At 60.8% G+C, this 15498-nt stretch carries 12 protein-coding genes; 5 read left to right on the top strand and 7 right to left on the bottom strand.

Features of this window, described 5'->3' with window-relative positions:
• Positions 1-3: 3 nt before the first annotated feature.
• Complete coding sequence (locus GOB86_RS01420; protein WP_165990600.1) at positions 4-1023, bottom strand: AAA family ATPase; 1020 nt, start codon at positions 1021-1023, stop codon at positions 4-6.
• Between the two features lie 191 nt (positions 1024-1214).
• Between GOB86_RS01420 and GOB86_RS01415 the strand changes: the two genes are divergently transcribed.
• The 5 genes from GOB86_RS01415 (at position 1215) to GOB86_RS01395 (ending at position 7702) form a co-directional block, all read left to right on the top strand.
• Positions 1215-1724 carry a DUF1285 domain-containing protein gene (locus GOB86_RS01415; protein ID WP_194301027.1) on the top strand — a complete coding sequence of 170 codons (510 nt, stop codon included), beginning with the start codon at positions 1215-1217 and terminating at the stop codon, positions 1722-1724.
• Positions 1714-2934: a CCA tRNA nucleotidyltransferase gene (locus GOB86_RS01410; protein WP_253543637.1), complete on the top strand. Its 1221-nt coding sequence runs from the start codon at positions 1714-1716 to the stop codon at positions 2932-2934. Before GOB86_RS01415 ends, GOB86_RS01410 begins: the two co-directional genes overlap by 11 nt.
• 46 nt (positions 2935-2980) lie before the next feature.
• Positions 2981-4765: an ABC transporter ATP-binding protein gene (locus GOB86_RS01405; RefSeq protein ID WP_165990598.1), complete on the top strand. Its 1785-nt coding sequence runs from the start codon at positions 2981-2983 to the stop codon at positions 4763-4765.
• Between the two features lie 169 nt (positions 4766-4934).
• A complete protein-coding gene (locus GOB86_RS01400; RefSeq protein WP_165990597.1) occupies positions 4935-6128 on the top strand; it encodes an HlyD family secretion protein in 1194 nt (397 codons plus the stop codon).
• Positions 6125-7702: a DHA2 family efflux MFS transporter permease subunit gene (locus GOB86_RS01395; protein WP_165990596.1), complete on the top strand. Its 1578-nt coding sequence runs from the start codon at positions 6125-6127 to the stop codon at positions 7700-7702. The genes GOB86_RS01400 and GOB86_RS01395 overlap by 4 nt, the downstream gene beginning before the upstream one ends.
• A 143-nt stretch (positions 7703-7845) precedes the next feature.
• Here the strand turns inward: GOB86_RS01395 and GOB86_RS01390 are convergent, their stop codons facing one another.
• The 6 genes from GOB86_RS01390 to GOB86_RS01365 form a co-directional block, all read right to left on the bottom strand.
• A complete protein-coding gene (locus GOB86_RS01390; RefSeq protein WP_165990595.1) occupies positions 7846-8352 on the bottom strand; it encodes an RNA pyrophosphohydrolase in 507 nt (168 codons plus the stop codon).
• Entirely contained in the window at positions 8352-9476 is a 1125-nt protein-coding gene (locus GOB86_RS01385; RefSeq protein ID WP_165990594.1) for a divergent polysaccharide deacetylase family protein, read from the bottom strand. The genes GOB86_RS01390 and GOB86_RS01385 overlap by 1 nt, the downstream gene beginning before the upstream one ends.
• Before the next feature lie 26 nt (positions 9477-9502).
• A complete protein-coding gene (locus GOB86_RS01380) occupies positions 9503-10951 on the bottom strand; it encodes a S41 family peptidase (protein ID WP_165990593.1) in 1449 nt (482 codons plus the stop codon).
• A 183-nt stretch (positions 10952-11134) separates the two neighbouring features.
• A complete protein-coding gene (locus GOB86_RS01375) occupies positions 11135-12595 on the bottom strand; it encodes a murein hydrolase activator EnvC family protein (protein WP_165990592.1) in 1461 nt (486 codons plus the stop codon).
• A complete protein-coding gene (gene gpmI / locus GOB86_RS01370) occupies positions 12596-14134 on the bottom strand; it encodes a 2,3-bisphosphoglycerate-independent phosphoglycerate mutase (protein ID WP_194301006.1) in 1539 nt (512 codons plus the stop codon).
• Positions 14135-14301: 167 nt separating this feature from the next.
• The gene (locus tag GOB86_RS01365; protein ID WP_165990591.1) at positions 14302-15498 is read right to left on the bottom strand and encodes a threonine ammonia-lyase; all 1197 of its coding nucleotides are present in this window, start codon (positions 15496-15498) and stop codon (positions 14302-14304) included.

Here is a 15498-nt window from a genome sequence, read left to right as displayed (position 1 = left end):
GGGTCAACCCAGAGTCTTGACCAGTCGGGCCACAATATCGTCCGTGGTCACGCCCTCAGCGCGGGCGGCAAAGGTGAGCGCCATGCGGTGGGCCAGCACGGGGCGGGCCAGAGCGGCCACGTCGTCCAGACCGGGGGAGAGCCTGCCATCCAGCAGCGCGCGCGCGCGGGTGGCCAGCATGAGCGTTTGTGCTGCACGCGGGCCGGGGCCCCATGCAATCTGCTCGCGCAAGGTGGCGTCGGGCGTGCTCTGGGGGCGGGCGGCGCGGACAAGGTTTACAATGGCGTCCAGCACTTTTTCGCCCACAGGCATGCGGCGGACCAGGTCCTGTGCCTGCATAAGGCTTGGCGCGTCCATGACCTGCTGGGCCTGTTTGTTCTGGGCGCCAGTTGTTGCCAGCAGCATGGCGCGCTCTGACGCAGCATCGGGGAAGGTCAGGCCGATCTGGAGCATAAAGCGGTCAAGCTGTGCTTCGGGCAGAGGGTAGGTACCTTCCTGCTCCATGGGGTTCTGCGTTGCCAGCACATGGAAGGGCTGGGGCAGGGGGTATTCCACCCCGGCCACAGTCACATGGTGCTCCTGCATGGCCTGCAACAGCGCGGACTGGGTGCGCGGGCTGGCACGGTTGATTTCGTCCGCCATCAGCAGTTGGGTGAACACGGGACCATGCACAAAGCGGAAGCTGCGGTGGCCGGTTGCATCCTCGTCCAGAATTTCACTGCCGGTAATGTCGGAGGGCATCAGGTCGGGAGTAAACTGCACGCGGCGGGCGTTCAGGCCCAGCACAGTGCCAAGTGTGGTCACCAGCAAGGTCTTGCCCAGACCCGGAGCGCCAACCAGCAGGGCATGCCCACCAGCCAGAACCGTGGTCAGCGTCTGGCGGATAATCTGGTCCTGCCCGAAAATGACGGTTGAAATTTCCTGCTGGACGGCGGCAAGCCGTTCACAGATACGATCTGCCTCCCGCACTTCTGGGGGGGAGGAAGGCTGTTGTGCCGGAAACGGTGCGTCTGATGTGGTCATGGATCCAGTCTGAATTACATGCAGGGCTTACATCAAGCGGGGTAAGCTCCCTATATCATTGTGCACAACACAAGGACACGTATTAACAGGATGGTGAGTCAGTGAAAGGTGAACAGGTAGGCGGCGCGCAGGCCCTTTCGTGCCACGATAAGCACGGGACCGATACCCCTGACGGAGCGGAAAACCGGCGTCTGCCTTTTTTGGTCAGGCGGGATGGCGTGTGGCTGTACCGTGGGTCCGAGATCAAGCGCAAGGCCATGTCCTGCCTGTTTGGCTCCCTGCTCACGCGGGATGCGCAGGGCGCTTACCTGCTCCGCACACCGTTTGAGAGCGGCGTGATCGAGGTTGAGGATGTTCCCTTTTTAGCGGTGGAGCTGGACTGGAGCGGCATGGGGCGTATGCAGCGCCTGAGTTTTCGCACCAACATGGACGAGGTGGTGGTGGCCGATGCCGAACACCCGATTCGGACCCTGTGGGACATCCCGCCCGAAGCCTGCCCCGAGGGCTGCCCCCCTTACCTGACCATAAGGCAGGGGGAGGGGACCTACCCGCTGGAGGCACGCCTGTCCCGCGCGGTGTGGTACGAACTGGCGGCTCTGGCCGAGCCGGGGGCCTGCCAAGGTGTGCCCTGCATGGGTGTGTGGAGTTGTGGCTGCTTTTTCCCCATTGCGCGTATGCCGGTGGATAGTGGTGACGCATGATTCGCTCATAAGCAGGCTGGAGCCGCCCCGGCAGGCTGCACTGGCGCGCCTGTGGTCGATCCTGCCCGCCATGCGCCTTGTTGGGGGCGTTGTGCGTGACCTGCTGGCAGACCGCGCCATTGCGGATATTGATCTGGCCACCCCCGAACCACCCGAACAGGTTATGGAACGCCTGCGCGCGCAGGATGTGCATGTTGTGGCGACCGGCCTGCAACATGGCACCGTGACCGCCGTCATGGATGGAGCGCCATACGAAATTACCACACTCAGGTGTGATGTTGAGACAGACGGGCGGCACGCCGTTGTGCGCTGGACGCAGGACTGGCGGGCGGACGCGCTGCGGCGGGATTTTACAATCAACGCCATGTCGGTCGATCGGGCCGGAGTGCTGTACGATTATTTTGCCGGGCAGGCCGATCTGGCGGCCGGGCATGTGCGCTTTGTGGGCCAGCCCGCGCTGCGGATAGAAGAGGACGCACTGCGTATTCTACGGTTTTTCCGCTTTTATGGGCGTTACGGGCGGGGGCAGCCGGATCAGCAGGCCCTGTATGCCATAAGCTGCGGTGTTGCTTTGCTTGATGGTCTGTCGGTCGAGCGGGTGTGGATGGAGTTGCAGCGGATTCTGGTCGGGCCGAATGTGGCCGCCATTCTGCGTCTTATGGAGAATACAGGCGTTCTGGCCCGTATATTGCCAGAAGGCCATACACTGGAGCGGTGTGTGCGGCTGCTGGACTACGGCGCACCGGGGCATGCGTTATTGCGGCTGGCGGGGTTGAGCGCGGCTCCGCTTGCTGTTGCCCGCCGCCTGAAGATGTCCCGCGCCCAGACCGGACTGCTGGCGGCGTTAAATCGATCCACCCCCATGCCCGATGTAAGCATGAGCGATGATGCTCTGCGCCGCCTTGTGGCAGACGAGCCGCATGATGTGCTGGAAGGGCGCATATGGCTGCATCAGGCCGCAACGCCACGCACGGCGGTGCAGAACGCGGCGTTTGCACAACTCAGGAGCCGGTTGCGCGGGATTGAGGCTCCGGTTTTTCCCATAGCCGGGCGGGATGTGCTGGCCATGGGTGGGCAGGCAGGGCCGGAAGTCGGGCGGATTATAGGGCTTGTCCGCCAATGGTGGCTGGACGGAGGGTGCCGTGCGGGAGCGCATGCGTGCCGCATGCAGATAAAGCACCTGCTGGATGCAAAAGCGGCACAAAGCTGAGCCCCGCCCCTTACATGGGAGGGGGAGAGGCTGGTAAAGACAGGGTATGACGTCCGAGCCCCCTGCCGCCCCATCCGCTTCTTCCCGCCCCCTGCGGCCCGATGATACGCGCGCCCTGCTCAGAAGGCTGTGGCGTACGCAGATAAGCCAGTACCCCGCCCGCATTGCCACAGTTGTAGCCGTTACGGTGCTGACAGCGGCGCTGACAGCACTGTACCCGCTGGTTATCCAGCGAGCACTGGACATGTTTGCCACGCGTGATCCGCGTATTCTGTATCAGGTTCCGCTGCTGGTGGTGGTGATCACACTGGCCAAGGCTCTGGCCCAGTACGCGCAGACCCTTGCAACACACGGGCTGGTGCTATTGGTGATCCGGGGTTTGCAGGAGCAGATGTTTGAACACCTGCTCCGGACTGATATCGCCCATGTGGAGCGGGAGGCTCCGGCCAAGCTGGCCGCGCGCTTTACCACGGATGCGGTCACCATTCGGGATGCCCTGATCCGTGCCGTAAGCTCCATGGGAGATGTGGTTACGGTTGTGGGGCTGATCATCTCCATGCTGTACATGGATTGGGAACTCAGCCTGATCGCAGCCGTGCTGTACCCCATAGCCGCAGTGCCCATCCAACGTCTTGGCAAGCGTGTGCGCCGCGCCTCGAACGGAATGCAGGAACGGGTGGGGGAAACAGCAGCCTTCCTGACCGAAAGTTTTGCGCAGGCCCGCACGGTGCGCGTTTACAGGCTGGAAGAGAGCGAGAGCGCGCGGGCAGCGCTCTCGTTTGGTCATCTGTATCAGGCCATGCTGCGGATCACCCGTGGCCGTGCACGGGTGGAGCCTCTGCTGGAGGCACTGGGGGGAGCCGCAGTTGCCGCCGTGCTTGGCTTTGCTGGCTGGCGTGCGGCCATGGGTGGGGCGACGCTGGGCGATTTTTCCGGTTTTGTGGCGGCCCTGTTGCTGGCCTCGCGCCCGTTGCGGGCGCTGGGTTCGCTGAACGCAGCCTTGCAGGAAGGACTTGCCGGGCTTGTGCGTGTGTTTGCCGTGGTGGATGACCCCCCGGCGGTAACAGACAGCCCACAGGCCCGTTCGCTGCCTGCGGGGGGTGGGCACCTTGTTTTTGAGAATGTCCGTTTTGTTTATGCCGATGGGCGCGTGGGGCTTGATCATCTGAGTTTTGATGCGCAGCCGGGGTGTACGGTTGCACTGGTCGGGCCGTCTGGGGCCGGTAAGTCCACAGCACTTTCCCTGGTGCCCCGCCTGCATGATGTCTCGTCTGGTCGTATCCTGCTGGATGGTATGGACCTGCGGGATGTGCAACTGGAAAGCCTGCGCGGCGGCATGGCCTATGTCAGTCAGGACCCGTTGCTGTTTGACCTCTCGGTCCGGGAAAATATTCTGATCGGCCGACCCGGGGCGTCCGATACGGAGGTCGCCGCTGCCGCCCATGCAGCGGCCGCGGCAAAGTTTATTCAGGCTCTGCCCAATGGTTATGACACGGTGGTCGGTCCGGGGGGGCAGCGCCTGTCCGGCGGGCAGCGCCAACGCGTGGCCCTTGCCCGCGCCCTGCTGCGCAACCCCCGTCTGCTTTTGCTGGATGAAGCAACCAGTGCGCTCGATAGCGAGAACGAGGCTCTGGTGCAGGATGCACTGGCCACACTGCGCAAGGGGCGCACGACTCTTATCGTTGCGCACCGCCTGTCCACCGTGCGCTCGGCCGATATGGTTGTGGTCATGAAGGAGGGGCGGGCCGTGGAATGCGGCACGCATGATGATCTGATGCGCCATGATGGACTTTATGCCCGTCTGGTCAGGACACAGGGGCTGGATCGCTAGAAAACTGACGGCGGTTTCGCACGCATAACCGTAAATTATGGGCATGGCGGTCCATGTGGCGCTTGATGCAGGGGTATGAACGTGCCACATACTGACCGAACTGGTCGGTCAGCGCTGCTGGCCGAAAAAAAATGCCGCGCAGGATGTGTTTGAGAGGGCAAGGAACAGAATGGCCGACGACCACAACGAGCAGTCTTTATCATCCCCCCCCGCGCCGGAGCAGAGTGGCCCCACGGACCAGCCTACGGCTGATCAGCCACAGGCCAAAAAGAGCAGCCGGGGCAAGGTCATCCTTTCTGGCGTTATTGGCTGTCTGGTTGTAGCGGGCGGGCTTTACTGGTTCATGACCCGTAATGAGGTGGAAACGGACGATGCCTTTACCGCAGGGCGTTCCGTAACCATTGCCCCCCATGTTGGTGGCTATGTGACCGAACTGCTGGTGAATGATAACCAGTTTGTGCGCAAAGGGCAGATTCTGGCCCGCATTGACCCGCGTGACTGGGAAGCGGAAAGGGACAAAGCCGCCGCACAACTGGCCAACGCACAGGCCGCGGCCCAGGCGAGTGACATGATGCACCGCGTGGCATTGCTGGAATTCCCCGGTAAGCTGTTGCAGGCACAGGGCCAACTGGCAGACGCCAAGGCCCAGTTGTTCAAGGCGGAAACAGACTATAAACGCCAGCATGGCGTGGAACGCGCGGCAACCTCCCAGCAGGATATAGATTACGCTAAGGCAGCGCTGGAGGCCGCACAGGCACGGGTCATGGCCTCCGAAGGGTCGGTGCAGATGGCCCAGCCCGTCCAGCCGAATATTGAAAATGCAGCCGTGCAGATTTCGCAGCAGGAGGCACAGGTCAAGGCCGCGCAGGCCGGTCTTGTGTCCGCTGCGCTGAATGTGGAATGGACTGTTATCCGCGCGCCTCATGATGGCTGGATTTCGCAGCGTAATATCGAACAGGGTAACTTTGTCCGTCAGGGCCAGAGCCTGTTTGCCATTGTAGAGCCCGAAGTCTGGGTTGTGGCCAACTACAAGGAAACACAGGTCACCAGAATGCACCCCGGCCAGAAGGTGGATATCCGGGTGGATGCCTACCCCAGCCTTAAGCTGCACGGACATATTGATTCGCTGCAAAAAGGCACGGGCGCGACCTTTAGCGCCTTCCCGCCCGAAAACGCGACCGGCAACTACGTAAAAATCGTGCAGCGTTTGCCAGTTAAAATCCTGATTGATGAAGGTCTGGACCCAGAGCAGCCTCTGGCCCTTGGTCTGTCGGTTGAGCCAACCGTCCATGTGGAGACGCAGGGCCACTCCGATGCGCCCCCGCATGGTGTTGTGGATAACGGCGGGCAGGTCGCTCCATGAGCGCACAGGCAGGCGCTGCAACGGCGGGGTGGAAACCAAAACATAATCCATGGACCGTGGCTTTTGTGGTGACCATGGCCGCGTTCATGGAAATTCTGGACACCACCATTGTCAACGTGTCCCTGCCGCACATCGCGGGCAGCCTTTCCAGCACGTATGACGATTCCACCTGGACGCTCACCGCCTATCTTGTTGCCAACGGCATTGTGCTCACCATATCTGGCTGGTTGGGAAAAGTGTTTGGTCGCAAGCGCTATTTTCTTATCTGCATTACCATGTTCACCGTATCGTCCTTTTTGTGCGGTATGGCGACCAGTCTGGGTGAACTGGTTGTTTTCCGCCTTATGCAGGGCTTTTTTGGGGGTGGGCTCCAGCCCAACCAGCAATCCATTATTCTGGACAGCTTCCCTCCTGCCAAACGTGCGGCGGCGTTCGGGCTGACCGCTATTGCCGCAGTTGTGGGGCCAGTTATTGGCCCAACGCTGGGGGGGTGGATTACGGATAACTTCTCATGGCGGTGGATATTTTTCATTAACGTGCCATTCGGCTTTCTCACCACGGTGGGGGTCATGGCCGTGGTGGAGGACCCGCCATGGGCGCAAAAGCAGAAGGCCCCGGTGGATGTTATTGGCATCAGCCTGATCACCCTTGGCTTTAGCTGCCTTGAGGTCATGGTGGACCGTGGGGAGGATGCCGACTGGTTTGGCTCCAACTTTATCCGCATTATGGGTGTGCTGGCTTTTCTGGGGATTACGGGCGCTGTGTTCTGGCTGCTCCATACCGATAAGCCGGCTGTGGACCTGCGTGTTTTCAAAGACCGTAATTTTGCCGTGGGCACGGCCATTATGGGGGCCATGGGGGCGTTGCTGTATGCATCGGCCATTGTGGTGCCGCAGTTTGCCCAGCAGGTTATGGGTTACACCGCAACCCTGTCCGGTTTGCTGCTCTCCCCCGGTGGGATGGCCGTTATCGTGCTTATTCCCATCGTGGGTAAGCTGATGACCCTGACCAGCGTGCGTAATGTGATTGCTATCGGCTTTGCGCTTATGGGGCTGGCGTTGTTCTATTCGGCCCAGTTGCTGCCTTTGCTGGATTTCAGGCATCTTATGCTGTACCGCATGAGCCAGACGGCCTGTCTTGCCTTTTTGTTTGTGCCGCTCTCAACCATTGCCTATTCAACGATCCCCGAACGGTTGAACCCCGATGCATCGGCCCTGTTCAGCATGGCGCGAAATGTGCTGGGGTCCTTGGCAATTTCTGGCGCAACCGCGTTGCTAACCGAGCGCAAGCAGGCGCACCAAGCCTATATGGTGCATTGGATGACGCCGTTTAACCAGCCATTCAATGCGTATCAGGATCAGGTGCGGCAGGCGGCAACGGCTCGTGGCGCGCCGGAAGGACTGGCCGACGCCGTGGCGCAACATACCCTGTTCAAGGAATTTTCGCGTCAGGTGGCCATGTTGTCTTACAATGAGGTCTTCATGATTTTGGGTATTGGCGCGTTCCTGTGCGTGCCACTGTGCTTTTTACTTTCCCCCCTCAGGGGTGATGGAAAAGCCAAAGGTGCTCATTAAAAACAACGTGTAAAGCTCAGGTTTAAAAAAAAGCCATTGGTCGGGGCATTTGCTCCCCAATCAATGGCTTTTTTGTTTATGGGCTGTTTGCTGTTTGCTGTTTGCTGTTTGCAGGGGAGGGGAAGATTCCGTCCCTCCGCAGTTTAGGTCGCGACAGCAAGGTGGGCAAAAACCGGAACCAGTTGTTCATAGACCGGTTTTTTAAAACCAACGGCGCAATCGGGTAGAGTTTGCAGGTCAATCCACATCCAGGCATCAAATTCGGCGGGCAGGTGACTGTCGAGTTGGATGTCAGCTTCCGTGCCCGTAAAGCGCAGGGCAAACCATTTTTGGGTCTGTCCACGGTAGCGCCCGCCAAGGGCATGGCCAATCAGTGCTGCGGGCAGGTCGTACTGGATCCACGCCGGGTGTTCAGCCAGAATGCTGACCTGCGTAGTGCCAAGTTCCTCCCCCACTTCACGCAGAACGGCTGTGCGTGGGTCTTCCCCTTCGTCTATCCCGCCTTGTGGGCATTGCCATGTTCCTTGCGAGAGTGGCCCCCCCGCACCGGGCATGTCCGTCCGGCGGGCAATAAGCACGCGGCCTTCTGCATTAAAAATCAGCGCGCCTACATTGGGGCGGTAAGGCAGGGTGGTCGGGTCAACCGGCATTAGTGGCGTCCCCCCATCATGTTTGGTGTCGGGTTGGAAAGGTTGACGTGCATCTGCCCGTTGCTGGCCGGTTGGGGCAGGCTTGCCGGGTCCGGTGGCTGGATAAGCTGGCTAACAGGAACCAGCGTTATGCCCACGTCCTTGAGGTGGGGCAGCCACGCCCGCAGGCAGGCCAGCGCTACGGGACGCAGGGGGCCAAGCACACCAATGGCGCGCCCGTTCTGGCGGGCAAGCTGCTGGAGTTTGAGCAACTGGATATCAATATTAACAATATCCTCATCGGTATTGATGCTCACGTTAGCCGTGCCAACCGCGTTGCTACTGTCAATATGGATATCGGGGCTTGCATTCAGGTAAAGCAGGCCACGCTGGTCCAGAGCGGACAGAATGGATTTGAACCCGTTGGAATTGGAGAACCCGCCACCATTCTGCCCGTCAAAAGCATTGGTAACCCCAACATAACCCGCCAGATGCGAGAGGGACCAGTTCAGGTTATCCATGTTCTGTTGGGCGGAGAGCAGAACGCCCAGTGCCTTTGGGCCTTCGCTGTCGGTGGCGGCATCCTTGCCAGTATTATCCGCTTTGCCTGCATCCGCCGTATCCCCCTGCATGGGCAGGGAAAGCAGGAGTTCATGCTGGTGCAGGCGGGCCGCTTCCATAATAGCGTCCGGGTCCGCCACATAGGGGGAGACCGCAAGTGACACCTGCCCGGGCAGGGCTGCAATGGCGTCCTTGGTCAGGTCATCGGACTGGCCAACACCATCAACCAGCAACGCAACCATGGGGGAGCCGGGGGGCACGTCCACTTGAGGCGCTGCATAAATCTGCCGTGGCAGTGCGCCGTGTAGCCCGCGCTTTGGGAGGGGAAAACCACCGGGGCCAACATTTTTTTCCAGAAGACTGGCCTGTGGGGGAGGAATATTGACCAGATGGGTCGCAGAGCCGGCTTTGTTTGCTGGTTCTGCGACCGTATCAATATCATCCCCCCCGGCAATCAGGTGGGGTGGCCCCATAACCTGGAGTGCCAGAGCCAGAACAGCCGTTGCCGTAAGGCAGCCCCCCCAGAAGCGGATGAACAACCGACCATTGGCCGGAAGCTGCTGCCATAGGGGGGGTGTCTGCATGACCACTGCCTTTTGCCTGCTATGCGTTAGTTATGAGCCGAACAGTCGGTCTTGGCCGCTGGCTTGACCGGCGGCAGGGATGCCGTGGGGTCGGGGGCTGGTAGGCCAGCCATGGACCGCACAACACGCAGGCCTTCTTGGAGCTGGAAGTCCGTATTGGGCTTGTTGTATTCAAATTCCGGCCAGTTGGCGGGGGGCTGGTCGGGAATAATCTTGGCAATGGCAGGCAGGTCCGTGCGTGGCTGCGCCTTGGTCTGGTTGCCGCCCTGATTTTTGAGAATATGTTCCAGATCGGCTTCACGCAGGCTGAATGCGGGGTCTTCGCGCGTTTCCTTGACCACAACATCAGGTGTAATACCCAGCGCCTGAATGGAACGGCCAGAAGGTGTGTAGTAACGCGCGGTTGTCAGGCGTACCGCCCCATTGCCGGGAATGGGAATAATGGACTGCACGGAGCCTTTGCCAAAGGTGCGCGTACCAACAAGCACGGCGCGGTGGTGGTCTTGCAATGCGCCGGACACAATTTCCGACGCGGAGGCGGAGCCACCATTGATCAGCACCACCATGGGCAGACCATCCGTAATGTCGGTTCCGTGGGCATCCCAGCGCTGGCTGTCCTTGGCGTGGCGGGCACGGGTGGAGACAATTTCGCCCGAGCGGATAAAGCTGGAGGAAACTTCCACCGCCTGATCCAGCAGGCCGCCGGGGTCGTTGCGCAGGTCAAGCACCAGACCGCCCAGCTTGCCACCAGCCTGCTGTTTGAGGGCGTTATACCCCTTGAGCAGTTCTTTTTCCGTGGTTTCGTTAAACTGGGCAATGCGCAGGTAGCCAATCCGGTCGTACAGGGCGGATTTGACCACATCAATATGAATGATCTCGCGCGTAAGGGTGACCGTAATGGGCTTGGGCGTTTTTTCGCGCACAAGGGTCAGGGTAATTTTGGTGTTGGCCTTGCCACGCATTTTTTTAACCGCTTCGTCCAGCGGTGTACCGTCTATGGTGTGGCCATCCACGGCAATGATGTAATCCCCGGGTTTGATGCCTGCGCGAAAGCCCGGTGTGCCATCAATGGGGGAGACAACGCGGATATGCCCATCCTGCTGCTGTAGCTCCAGCCCAAGGCCGCCAAATTCGCCCTTCATCTGGACCATCATGTCATCATACTGCTTTTGGGTCATGTATGAGCTGTGGGGGTCCAGACCGCTGAGCATGCCGTTCAGGGCGTTGGTGATCAGGTCCCGGTCGGAAACAGGCTCAACATAGTCGGCCCGGACCAGATCCAGCACCGTGCCAAACAGGGTCAGCAGGCGGTAGGTTTCCGCGTGGTTGGTGGTGGGGGAGGCATCCGGCGTAGCACTCTGGGCCTGAGCCGGGGTGGCCAGCAATCCCGCACCATTGTTGTGTCCGGGGTGAAAAGTCAGGGCAAGGCCGGTCATGGCTGCGGCGCCGAGCATCAGACCTGTGCGGAACTTCATGCGATCTTGTCTCCTGTCGCAGGGCTTTGGCCCGTGCGCTTGTTCTTCCTGTCTTTTCAAATGCGCGCGCCAACCACGGTCGGGTGCGTTGCGCGCCGTGCCGGAGCATGGCGGCATATTGCCCAAGACTAGCGTGTTCCGCAACGAAGGGGAACAGCCAGAGAGCGCAACCCGCCTCACTCTTTACAGAAAGGGGGCGGGATTGACGGTTTTTTGTCCGTTACGCAACTGAATGAAAAGTGTGGCGGAACTGCCTGTTGCACTCATGTGTCCCAGTGGCGCGCCTTTTGTCAAACTCTGTGCGGTGTCCACGCTCAACTCGGAAAGTCCAGCAAGAACAAAGCGGTAGTGTCGGCCACAGTTCAAAATCACCATCTGGCCGTAGCTGCGGAACGCCCCGGCAAAGTCCACGCTGCCAGAACAGGGGGCGCGCACGCTGGCCCCCGGAGGGGTGCGGTAGGTCAGGCCCGTTGTGGGGCCAGAATCGCTGGCGACCCCCCAGCCCGAAACCAGCCTGCCCGCAACGGGCTGCACACCAGCACCCGTGCCACGTTCGGCCAGCCCCGGTCCTTCGTTCCGGCTGAGTGTGGCTTCCTGCTGGCGGGCAGCGCGGACCCGTCCGGCCGGGTGGGCCTGTTCGGCAGCGGCAATCTCATGCTGCAAGGCGGCGCGGGCGGTATCTTCCAGCGCGTCCAGCCGAGCAATGGCGTCCTGCAAGCTGGAGGCGCGCTGGGTTGCCGCCAGCAACTGCTGTGCGGCACTTTGCGCCATTTTGCTAGCCTGTTGCTGGGCAATGCGGGCAAGGGCTGCCTGCTGGCGCACCGTATCGCGCTGCTGGCTCTGGTTCTGCTTGAGCCCCGCGAGTGTGGCATACTGGGCCGAGAGGTCCTCATCCACGCTGCTCAGACGTGCCTGCTGGGTGCGCATGGCCTGTGCCTGCACTTCCATCTGCCGGGACAGCCCACGCAGGATCAAAAAACCGGTGACCGCATCCCCCTGTGGCACGGGGGCCGCCAGCAGGGTGTCTGACGGATAGAGCGACAGGCGCTCGGCCAGTGGCAGAATAGGGCCAAGGGCTCGGGCATTGGTGCTTAAGGCCGCCTGCAGGCTCCTCTGTTCATCCCGGATTGCGGTAATGCGCTCGCTCAGATCGGATATCTGCTGTTCCGTATCATGCAACTGGCTTGTTGCGGCAACGGTTGCGGCGGACAGGGCCAGAGCCTGATTTTTTGCCTGAGCGGCGGCGGCCTGTGCGGCATCATTTTTTGCGCGCGAGGCTTCAATGGCTGTGGCCTGCCGGGCTTTTTCCATTTCCATGGCTTTGTGCTGCGCACGGGCGGCAGCCACGGCTTCCTGTGCCTGTAGGACGGAATGGCCCTGCCTACCATGTGTGGTGGCGTGTGTATCAGCCAATCCGTCCGGGGTTTGTGTGCCGGTTTGGAGCGTGTGGCGTTTTTTGTGTGTGGTGGTGGAGCCTGCCTGCCGGGTCCGGGCCGCGTGTGTTGTGCCTGTGTGCTCAGCACTCCATGCCAGCGCAGGGCAGAGCATCCCTGCTCCCAGCAGTAGTGCTGCTGCCCCGGCCAGCTTTCTGCCCGTTCTGGCAGATGGGCTTTGGGTGCAAAAAGGTGGCCGGGGGCTGGTCATTCAGTGCGCAAGCAGGGACTGGCCTGTCATTTCGGCTGGTTTGGGCAGGTGCAGAATATCCAGCAAGGTCGGGGCAAGGTCGGCCAGTTTGCCGCCATCATGCAGTTGGCCTGCTTTGGCGCCCGCTACAATAAAGGGCACAAGGTTGAGCGTGTGCGCTGTGTGTGGGCCACCGGTTTGCGGGTCTTTCATGGTTTCGCAGTTGCCATGGTCGGCAGTAACCAGCAGAACGCCGCCTTCTTCCTCCAGTGCGTGTGCAATGCGGCCCAGCCCGGTATCCACTGTTTCCACTGCTGTAATGGCCGCGGCCAGCACTCCGGTATGGCCAACCATGTCCGGGTTGGCAAAGTTGAGGACAATCAGGTCGTATTCCCCGCTCTTGATGGCGGCCACCGCCTTGTCGGTCAGTTCGGGGGCGGACATTTCGGGTTGCAGGTCGTAGGTGGCCACTTTGGGGGAAGGCACCAGAATGCGGTCTTCGCCTTCAAACAGTTTTTCGCGCCCACCGTTCATGAAGTAGGTGACGTGGGGGTATTTTTCGGTCTCCGCCATGCGGAGCTGGCGTAGCCCGGCCTGCGCCACCACCTCACCCAGCAGATTGGTCAGTTCCTCTGGTGGGAACAGAACGGTCATGCGGTTTGCCAGAGCGTCGCTGTAATGGGTCATGGCAAGGGCTGCGGCAAAATGCACGACCTTGCCGCGGGCAAAACCAGTAAAGTCCGGCTCCAGCAATGCGTCCATCAACTGGCGGATGCGGTCTGCACGGAAGTTGAAGGAGAGAATGCCGTCTCCATCCTTCATGCCCGTATAGCCATCCAGCACAGTGGGGAGGATGAACTCGTCCGATACATCCTGCGCGTAGGCAGCGCTGACAACCTCTTCTGGTGTTCCGGCCTGCGGGCCGGTTGCACTGAGCAGGGCGTTGTAGGCTTTTTCCACCCGGTCCCAGCGTTTGTCACGGTCCATGGCGTAATACCGGCCGGAAATGGTGGCAAGCTGCACTGTGGCAGGCAGTGCAGCGCGGAGCTGTTGCAGGTAGGTTGCGGCCGAGCGGGGGGCCGTGTCGCGCCCGTCAGTAAACAGGTGGAGTGCTACAGGCACTCCGGCGTCACTTACAATACGGGCAAGGGCTGCCGCGTGGTCCTGATGAGAATGGACCCCCCCAGCGGAGACAAGCCCCATAAGGTGGCATGTGCCCCCGGTTTTTTTGAGCGTTGCAATAAAATCGGTCAAAGCCGGATTGCGCGCCAGAGAGCCATCTGCAATGGCGGCAAAAATACGCGGCAGTTCCTGCATGACCACCCGGCCCGCCCCGATATTGAGGTGCCCGACCTCCGAATTGCCCATCTGCCCTTCCGGCAGGCCCACATCCTCGCCACTTGTGCGCAAAAAGCTGTGCGGGTTTGCCTGCCACAGCCGGTCAAAATTGGGCGTTCTGGCCAATTGCACGGCGTTGTCCGACGAGTCTTCCCGCCAGCCAAATCCGTCAAGAATGACCAGCATGGCGGTGCGCTTTTGGGGGGTATGGGTGGATGGCATGGAGTTGGACCTCTTCTTATGTTTTTTGGTTATGGCGTGAATAATGCCACCAAAACGCGGGGAAGATAAAGAGGTCACGGAGCAGGGGGGCAGGAGGCATAAAAACGGGGTGGTGGAATGCGCTCCACCACCCCGTTTTGCGTGCGGTCAAAAGTGCGGAGGAGCCCTTACGCCCTGCGCACGATGTAGGACAGACCAAGCGCTTTGGTAATAAGGGCTGCGTGTTCAGGGTCACGCGCTTCGATCATGACTTCCAACTGGGCGGCCTGCACGGATGGGGCTGCAAAAAGCCGCTGGTGCGACACTTCTATAATGTTGCCGCCTGCTTCCCCAATGGTTTTGGAAATATCGGCCAGAACACCCGGCCGGTCGGGAATTTCCATGACCAGACGCAGGATGCGGCCATCACGCAGCATGGCGCGCAGGAGGGTGTTGGCCAGAATGCGGCTGTCGATATTCCCGCCAGAAATGGGGAGTGCGACCTTTTTGCTTCGGAACAGTTCGGGGTAGGTCAGCAAGGCGGCAAGGGCTGCGGCCCCAGCGCCCTCGCTTACCTGCTTTGCCCCTTCGGCCAGCAGGGTAATGGCATTTTCAATCGCACATTCGGAGACAACCAGAACCTTGTCGACCTGTTTGCGTATGACCTCATCCGTCTGTGTGCCAATCTGGAGTACGGCAATGCCCTCGGCAATGGTGGAACCGCCATTGGGGTGTGTGGCGGGGCCGGGGAAGGCGGAAAGGGAATCGTAGGATTCAACCTGCACGCCAATCAGTTCCATATTGGGGCGCATGGCGCGCGCGGCAATGGAACAGCCCGCCAGCAGGCCACCGCCGCCAATGGGGGCTACCAGCATGTCCAGATCGCCCGCGTCTTCCAGCAGTTCCAGCGCGCAGGTGCCTTGGCCAGCCATAACGGCGGCATCATCATACGGATGGACAAAGGTCCGGCCCTCGCGGGCCTGCATGTCCTGCGCGAACATCAGGGCTTCGGCAAAGGTCTCGCCTTCTAGCACCACGCGCGCACCCCAGTTGCGGGTCCGCACCACTTTGCCCGCGGGGGTGAATTTGGGCATGACAATAACCGCGTCAATACCCAGCAGGCTGGCGTGGCGGGCAACACCCTGAGCGTGATTGCCAGCGGATACAGCTATTACGCCGCGCGCGCGTTCCTCCGGGGTCAGCAGGGCCAGCTTGTTGGCCGCCCCACGTTCCTTGAAGGAGCCGACCGCCTGAAGGTTTTCCAGCTTGAGCGTAATGTCCGCCCCCGTCGCGCGGGAGAGTGCGTGCGAGGCCAGCGTTGGCGTGCGGATAACCTTGCCACGAATGCGCTCGGCCGCGGCGGTGACATCTTCGAACGAGATCAT

Source organism: Acetobacter lambici (genome assembly GCF_011516885.1).
GTDB classification, from domain to species: domain Bacteria; phylum Pseudomonadota; class Alphaproteobacteria; order Acetobacterales; family Acetobacteraceae; genus Acetobacter; species Acetobacter lambici.
The sequence above is the reverse complement of the archived record's forward strand: the minus strand, read 5'-3'. Positions and strand labels throughout refer to the sequence as shown.

Excerpts from the sequence above, each read along its gene's own strand:
- GOB86_RS01365 (WP_165990591.1), bottom strand. The coding sequence starts at position 15,498 with ATGATCTCGTTCGAAGATGTCACCGCCGCGGCCGAGCGCATTCGTGGC.
- GOB86_RS01405 (WP_165990598.1), top strand. The coding sequence starts at position 2,981 with ATGACGTCCGAGCCCCCTGCCGCCCCATCCGCTTCTTCCCGCCCCCTG.
- gpmI (WP_194301006.1), bottom strand. The coding sequence starts at position 14,134 with ATGCCATCCACCCATACCCCCCAAAAGCGCACCGCCATGCTGGTCATT.
- GOB86_RS01385 (WP_165990594.1), bottom strand. The coding sequence starts at position 9,476 with ATGCAGACACCCCCCCTATGGCAGCAGCTTCCGGCCAATGGTCGGTTG.
- GOB86_RS01400 (WP_165990597.1), top strand. The coding sequence starts at position 4,935 with ATGGCCGACGACCACAACGAGCAGTCTTTATCATCCCCCCCCGCGCCG.
- GOB86_RS01390 (WP_165990595.1), bottom strand. The coding sequence starts at position 8,352 with ATGCCGGTTGACCCGACCACCCTGCCTTACCGCCCCAATGTAGGCGCG.
- GOB86_RS01380 (WP_165990593.1), bottom strand. The coding sequence starts at position 10,951 with ATGAAGTTCCGCACAGGTCTGATGCTCGGCGCCGCAGCCATGACCGGC.
- GOB86_RS01420 (WP_165990600.1), bottom strand. The coding sequence starts at position 1,023 with ATGACCACATCAGACGCACCGTTTCCGGCACAACAGCCTTCCTCCCCC.
- GOB86_RS01395 (WP_165990596.1), top strand. The coding sequence starts at position 6,125 with ATGAGCGCACAGGCAGGCGCTGCAACGGCGGGGTGGAAACCAAAACAT.
- GOB86_RS01375 (WP_165990592.1), bottom strand. The coding sequence starts at position 12,595 with ATGACCAGCCCCCGGCCACCTTTTTGCACCCAAAGCCCATCTGCCAGA.